Below are 6,552 nucleotides of genomic sequence, written 5' to 3' on the forward strand. Positions count from 1 at the left end.
GCGGACCTTGGGAAAGACCCGCCGGATGCGGCGCATCTGCCGTGCGATCAGCCAGAAGTGTCGCCCGTCCCTCCTGCCCGTGACCGGCAGATCCACTTGACGGGAGGGACGCAACAGAAATCCTTAGGGATCGGCTCTAGAACCTGCCGTACCAGTCAGCGGCAATCACTCTTAGAATACTTTCAAGACGATGCTTATTGATGGCAAAGCAGACCAGCACGAAAATGCCCCTGCAGCCAAGTATGGGCTTCTTCAACGAGACGATGCCATGTCGTGGCGTCTGTCTGGAACATACTGCCCCTATGAAGCTGACAGGACCTGCGAGCCCACCTTGTTGACCATCCTGACCAAAACCGGGATCAACCGTGCTTGGCAACTCTAGCAGCGAACGGGAAGTTCGTCTTCCTCATGCCTAATCGGTGGAATGTCTTACCAGCATTGGTTAGGCTGGTAGAAGTGCGTTCGGAAAGCTGGCCGAACCTCAGTTCCAGTTCGATGTTCACTACAGAGTGTAAGGATCATTCGCATGAAGTATCTCTCGCGCAGCCTGATCGCCGTCTCGGCGCTGGCGCTCATGACGGCCGCAGTGGAAGCGAAGACTTTCGTTTATTGCTCCGAGGCGTCTCCCGAAGGGTTTGATCCTTCGCCCTATACGGCCGGGAGCACGTTCGATGCCTCGGCTCACCCCATCTACAACCGTCTGACCGAATTCAAAAAAGGCACGACCGAAGTCATTCCCGGCTTGGCCGAAAGCTGGGATGTGTCTGAAGACGGCACCGAATACACCTTCCATTTGCGACAGGGCGTCAAGTGGCATTCGAATGACGTCTTCACTCCCACACGCGACTTCAACGCCGATGACGTCATCTTTTCATACCAGCGGCAGGGAAATCCTGATCATCCGTGGCACCAGTATATCCCTGGCGTGACCTATGAATACTATACGTCGATGGCGATGCCCGATCTGATCAAGTCGATCGAGAAGGTGGACGATCATACGGTCAAGTTCACCCTGAACCAGCCCGAGGCGCCTTTCCTTGCCAATATCGCGATGCCCTTTGCATCCATCGTATCGCAGGAATACGCGAACGCGCTTGAGGAAGCGGGAACGCAGGAAGACCTGAACAACCAGCCGATCGGCACTGGCCCGTTCAAGTTCCTGGCCTATCAGAAGGATGCCGTGATCCGGTATCAGAAGAACGCTGAATACTGGGGCGAGGCGCCCAAGATCGACGACCTGATCTTTGCCATCACTCCGGATTCAGCGGTGCGCCTGCAGAAGCTGAAGGCGGGCGAATGTCACCTGATGCCCTATCCGGCCCCTGCCGACATCGAGTCCATCAGGGCGGATTCAAACCTGCGCCTGGACGAGCAGCCCGGTCTCAACGTCGGCTACCTTGCCTATAACACCACTGTGGCGCCTTTCGACAATCCGGCCGTCCGCCGGGCCTTGAACATGGCCATCAACAAGGAGGCCATCGTCGAGGCCGTCTTCCAGGGCGCGGCCGAGCCTGCCAAGAACCCGATCCCGCCGACCATGTGGTCCTATAACGAAGCGGTCGAGGACGATCCTTATGATCCGGAAGCCTCTAGGAAGATGCTGGAAGAAGCCGGCGTCACCGACCTTTCCATGAACATCTGGGCCATGCCTGTCCAGCGGCCTTACATGCCGAACGCACGCCGTACGGCCGAACTGATGCAGGAAGACCTGTCGAAGGTCGGCGTCAAGGCCAATATCGTGTCCTATGAATGGGGCGAGTACCTGGCCAAGTCCATGGAAGCAGGACGGGACGGCGCAGTCATCCTTGGCTGGACCGGAGACAACGGCGACCCCGACAATTTCCTGTCGGTGCTGCTGTCGTGCGACTCGGCAGGCGAAGGCGGAGCGAACAGGGCCTTCTGGTGCAACGATGAGTTTTCCCAGATTCTGAAAGACGCCAAGGCCACGACCGATCAGGCTGAACGAACGGCCTTGTATGAACAGGCGCAGGTGATCTTCAAGGAGCAGGCCCCCTGGTTCACCATCGCACATTCGACCCAGTATGTGCCGATGTCGGAAAAAGTGTCCGGCTTTGTCATGAGCCCGCTTGGCGACTTTACCTTCGAAACGGTGGATCTGGCGGAATAACCCGATTTTCCCATTGCTGAAAACATGACGCGCGGGCATGAACGCCCGCGCGTCTTTCAAGGTTCAAGGGCGCATGATCCGCTTCATACTTACCAAACTTCTGTTTCTGGTCCCGACGTTTCTGGGGATCACGATAATTGCCTTCGGGTTCGTCAGGATCCTGCCGGGCGACCCTGTCTTGCTGATGGCTGGCGAAAGGGGCGTGTCCCCAGAGCGCCACGCGGAGCTCAGTGCCCAGCTTGGTTTCGACAGACCGCTGATCATCCAGTATTTCGAGTTTCTGGGCCGGCTGATGCAGGGCGACCTGGGAAATTCGCTGGTCACGAAGAAGCCGGTCCTGACGGAATTCCTTGCACTCTTTCCGGCCACGGTCGAACTGGCCTTGTTCGCGATCGTTCTGGCAACCTTGATCGGCGTTCCGGTGGGCGTTCTTGCCGCGATCAAGCGCGGCAGCTGGTTCGACCAGGTTTCGATGACGGCCGCGCTGGTGGGCTTTTCGATGCCGATCTTCTGGTGGGGCCTTTTGCTGATCATCTTCTTTTCGGGCATCCTGGGCTGGACACCGGTTTCAGGTCGCATCAGCCTGATGTACTACTTTCCCGACAGCACCGGCTTCATGCTGATCGACAGCCTGCTGTCGGGGCAGCCGGGAGCGTTCAAGTCGGCGGTCAGCCACCTGATCCTGCCATCGGTCGTGCTGGCGACAATCCCGCTGGCCGTCATCGCCCGTCAGACGCGATCGGCAATGCTGGAGGTCATGGGCGAAGATTACGTCCGCACCGCACGCGCCAAGGGCATGCCATCGCGCCGGGTCATCGGCGTGCACGCGCTTAGAAACGCGATGATCCCGGTCGTCACCACGATTGGTCTTCAGATCGGCGTTCTGATGGCCGGCGCGATCCTGACCGAGACGATCTTTTCGTGGCCCGGCATCGGGAAATGGATGATCGACTCAATTTCCCGGCGTGATTATCCCGTTGTGCAATCAGGTCTGCTGCTGATCGCCGGAATGGTGATGGTGGTCAACCTGCTGGTCGACCTGACCTACGGCCTCATCAACCCCAGGATCCGTGCATCATGAGCGATACTTCTGTCAAAATGTCCGATGCCGCCATCCGTCGGCAGATGCTGTCCGAATTCTGGTTCTACTTCAGCCAGAACCGCGGGGCGGTCGCGGGCCTCGTGGTCTTCGTGCTGCTGGTCTTCATCGCCTTTCTTGCGCCCGTCATCGCGCCTCATGGAGCGGCGACCCAGTATCGGGACGCACTGTTGCTGCCGCCCGCCTGGCAGGACGGTGGACGCCCCGAGTTTCTTCTGGGCACGGATGCCGTCGGCCGGGACATGCTGTCCCGCCTGATCTATGGCACCCAATATTCGTTGTTCATTGGCGTCGTCGTCGTGTCAATCGCGCTGTTCGGCGGCATCATCACCGGCCTTGTCGCCGGGTATTTCCGTGGCTGGGTCGACAGCATCATCATGCGAGTCATGGACCTGATCCTGGCCTTCCCTTCGCTGCTGCTGGCGCTCGTGCTTGTGGCGGTCCTGGGACCGGGGCTGACAAACGCGATGATTGCCATCGCCGTGGTCTACCAGCCCCATTTCGCCCGCCTCACACGCGCCGCCGTCATGGGAGAGATGGAGCGAGAATATGTCACCGCCGCCCGCGTGGCCGGCGCGGGCAACCTGCGCCTGATGTTCAAGACGATCCTGCCAAACTGTCTTGCACCGTTGATCGTGCAGGCGACGCTGTCCTTCTCGGCAGCGGTCCTGGATTCCGCGGCACTCGGCTTTCTGGGAATGGGCGCGCAGCCTCCCACGCCAGAATGGGGAACCATGCTGGCTGAGGCACGAGAGTTCATTCTGCGCGCCTGGTGGGTGGTGACCTTTCCGGGGCTCGCCATCCTGATATCGGTGCTGGCCATCAACCTGATGGGCGACGGCCTGCGTGACGCGCTCGACCCCAAACTGAAACGGAGCTGACGGATGCCTGTTCTCAATATTCGCAACTTGTCGGTCAGGTTTGCCACCGCGACCGGCAGTTTCACCGCTGTCGACGGAGTCGACGTGTCGGTAGAGAAGAGCGAAGTTCTTGCCATTGTCGGAGAGTCCGGCTCGGGCAAGTCCGTGTCAATGTTGGCGGTAATGGGCCTTCTGCCCGATACCGCCACGGTCACCGCCGATGAGATGACCTATGATGGTCAGGATCTGCTGAAGATGTCCAAGGCTGCCCGGCGCAACCTGATCGGCCGGGAAATCACGATGATCTTTCAGGAACCGGTCGCCTCCCTGAACCCGGCCTTCACTGTCGGCTTCCAGATCGAAGAGGTGCTGCGCATCAATCAGGGGCTGTCGAAACGCGAGGCGCGTGAGCAGGCGATCCAATTGTTCAGCTCGGTTGGCATTCCCGACCCTGCAAAAAAGCTGAAATCCTATCCTCACCAGATGTCCGGCGGGCAGTGTCAGCGCGTGATGATCGCGATCGCCATTGCCTCAAAGCCGCGTCTGCTGATTGCGGACGAACCCACGACCGCCCTGGACGTGACGATACAAAAGCAGATCCTCGATCTGCTTTTGAAGCTGCAAGAGGATTACGGCATGGCCTTGGTCCTGATCACGCATGACATGGGGGTGGTTGCCGAAACCGCCGACCGTGTCATGGTCCAGTACAAGGGCCGCAAGATGGAAGAAGCTGATGTCCTGTCTTTGTTCCAGAACCCCCAAAGCTCCTATACCCGAGCGCTGCTTTCGGCATTGCCGGAACATGCGACGGGCGAACGTTTGCCCACGGTAGCAGATTTTTTCCAAGATGAGGTTGTTCGATGATCCCCGTTGTTGAAGGACGTGCCATCATCCGGGACTACCAGCAGTCCGGCGGCCTGTTTTCAAGGCGCGGCACCGTCAGGGCCGTTAACGGCATCGACTTCCAGGTCAGCAAGGGCAAAACGCTGGCCATTGTCGGAGAGAGCGGGTCGGGCAAGTCCACCTTGGCACGGATCATCGCATTGATCGATCCTGCAACCAGTGGAGACATCCTGATCGAAGGCAGGTCCGTGGACATCGGTGTCCAGCGTCCGAGCCCGGACGTGCGGTCGAAGGTGCAAATGGTGTTCCAGAACCCCTACGGCAGCCTGAATCCGCGCCAGAAGGTGGGCGACGTGCTGATGGAACCCTTGATCATCAACACGAGGATCTCGGCGCCGGAACGGCGCGAGCGTGCACAATCGATGCTGCAGAAAGTCGGCCTGCTGCCCGAGCACTTCAACCGTTATCCACATATGTTCTCCGGCGGGCAGCGACAGCGCATCGCGATCGCCCGTGCGTTGATGCTGAACCCATCCTTGCTGGTGCTGGATGAGCCCGTATCGGCACTTGATCTTTCCGTTCAGGCGCAGGTGCTGAATCTGCTGGCCGATCTGCAGGATGAACTGGGCCTGACCTACGTCTTCGTCAGCCACGACCTGTCGGTCGTGCGATATATTGCGGATGATGTGATGGTGATCTCGAAAGGCGCGGCGGTCGAGCAGGGCAGCCGCGAGACGCTTTTCAGCAACCCCCGGCATCCATATACGCAGCAGCTTTTTGCGGCGACGCCTACCACGACCATTGACGCAATCCGCGCGCGGGTGGAGCGGCGCAAGGCGTTGTTGAAGCTTACCGCCGATTAGATGCGGGCGGAGTCGATCCTGACGGTCAGGACAGTGTCTTGGTTCGGCCGGGGCAAATATCGAGTCCGAAAAAACACCAAGAATGCGAAGAGGCGGTTTCCACATCTTTGTCGGTTCGGTCGCAACTCCGCTGCAGCCTTTTGCAAAAACTGTTTGAAGATGGCTCCGTTATGGAACCTTGGTGGCCCGCGTTCATACATAACAGCGAGAAGGCCGCATCCTTCCATCTTGATTATTGCATGAAGCCAAATCCTTGATCAGAAGCGCAGGTCAGACAAACTTCGCAGCCATGGGAGGATGAGCTCAAACAGTGACTACAGGATTAGAGGAACGGCATGTCCGGCCGAGCCGGGGCCAATTCCAAGGCGGGATGATCGGCTAGCACGTATCACGCACTTTGAGATCCAGTGTTTCCAGACGGCGCCTGACATGGTTCTCTTCTGCCAAGGCAGACGGGGGTTGCAGATGGACCAGCCACATCCAGCGGAGCTTTGTCGTCGCGTTATCGGCCACGGGGACGGAGGTCACGGGCACCGTCAGGCGGCTCGGCCCTTTCAGGTGGCGCCGAAAAGTCGTCAATGACTTGGTGAAGCTGCGGCGCGAGGCCGGATGTTTGACACCCGGGCGACAAGGCGATGGCGGCGGTCACGGCAAGCGGGTGGGCGTGACCGGCTGGCTCGAAGCCCGCATCACGGCCAAATGCGGGATCACGCTTGATGAACTTGGGGCCGAACTGGCGGAAACGCATGGCCTCGATGT

At 59.2% G+C, this 6,552-nt stretch carries 5 protein-coding genes; all 5 read left to right on the forward strand.

Going from position 1 to position 6,552, the window contains the following annotated elements:
- Positions 1-526 precede the first annotated feature (526 nt).
- The 5 genes from ACLHHB_RS02195 to ACLHHB_RS02215 all read left to right on the forward strand — a co-directional run bounded on the left by ACLHHB_RS02195 (position 527) and on the right by ACLHHB_RS02215 (position 5,793).
- The gene (locus ACLHHB_RS02195) at positions 527-2,128 is read left to right on the forward strand and encodes an ABC transporter substrate-binding protein (RefSeq protein ID WP_410216645.1); all 1,602 of its coding nucleotides are present in this window, start codon (positions 527-529) and stop codon (positions 2,126-2,128) included.
- 73 nt (positions 2,129-2,201) lie between these two features.
- Positions 2,202-3,209: an ABC transporter permease subunit gene (locus ACLHHB_RS02200; protein WP_410216646.1), complete on the forward strand. Its 1,008-nt coding sequence runs from the start codon at positions 2,202-2,204 to the stop codon at positions 3,207-3,209.
- Positions 3,206-4,108 (forward strand): ABC transporter permease subunit, encoded by a 903-nt coding sequence (locus ACLHHB_RS02205; protein WP_410216647.1) that lies wholly within the window; start codon positions 3,206-3,208, stop codon positions 4,106-4,108. Before ACLHHB_RS02200 ends, ACLHHB_RS02205 begins: the two co-directional genes overlap by 4 nt.
- Positions 4,109-4,111: 3 nt before the next feature.
- Positions 4,112-4,951, forward strand: a complete 840-nt coding sequence (locus tag ACLHHB_RS02210; RefSeq protein ID WP_410216648.1) for an ABC transporter ATP-binding protein — start codon at positions 4,112-4,114, stop codon at positions 4,949-4,951.
- Positions 4,948-5,793: an ATP-binding cassette domain-containing protein gene (locus tag ACLHHB_RS02215; protein ID WP_410216649.1), complete on the forward strand. Its 846-nt coding sequence runs from the start codon at positions 4,948-4,950 to the stop codon at positions 5,791-5,793. The genes ACLHHB_RS02210 and ACLHHB_RS02215 overlap by 4 nt, the downstream gene beginning before the upstream one ends.
- Positions 5,794-6,552: the final 759 nt, after the last annotated feature.

It is taken from the genome of Paracoccus sp. (in: a-proteobacteria) (genome assembly GCF_046462195.1).
In the GTDB taxonomy this organism is placed as follows: Bacteria; Pseudomonadota; Alphaproteobacteria; order Rhodobacterales; family Rhodobacteraceae; genus Paracoccus.

What these genes read in the sequence shown, in the direction of transcription:
- ACLHHB_RS02205 (WP_410216647.1), top strand. Translation starts at nt 3,206, where the DNA reads ATGAGCGATACTTCTGTCAAAATGTCCGATGCCGCCATCCGTCGGCAG.
- ACLHHB_RS02210 (WP_410216648.1), top strand. Translation starts at nt 4,112, where the DNA reads ATGCCTGTTCTCAATATTCGCAACTTGTCGGTCAGGTTTGCCACCGCG.
- ACLHHB_RS02215 (WP_410216649.1), top strand. Translation starts at nt 4,948, where the DNA reads ATGATCCCCGTTGTTGAAGGACGTGCCATCATCCGGGACTACCAGCAG.
- ACLHHB_RS02200 (WP_410216646.1), top strand. Translation starts at nt 2,202, where the DNA reads ATGATCCGCTTCATACTTACCAAACTTCTGTTTCTGGTCCCGACGTTT.
- ACLHHB_RS02195 (WP_410216645.1), top strand. Translation starts at nt 527, where the DNA reads ATGAAGTATCTCTCGCGCAGCCTGATCGCCGTCTCGGCGCTGGCGCTC.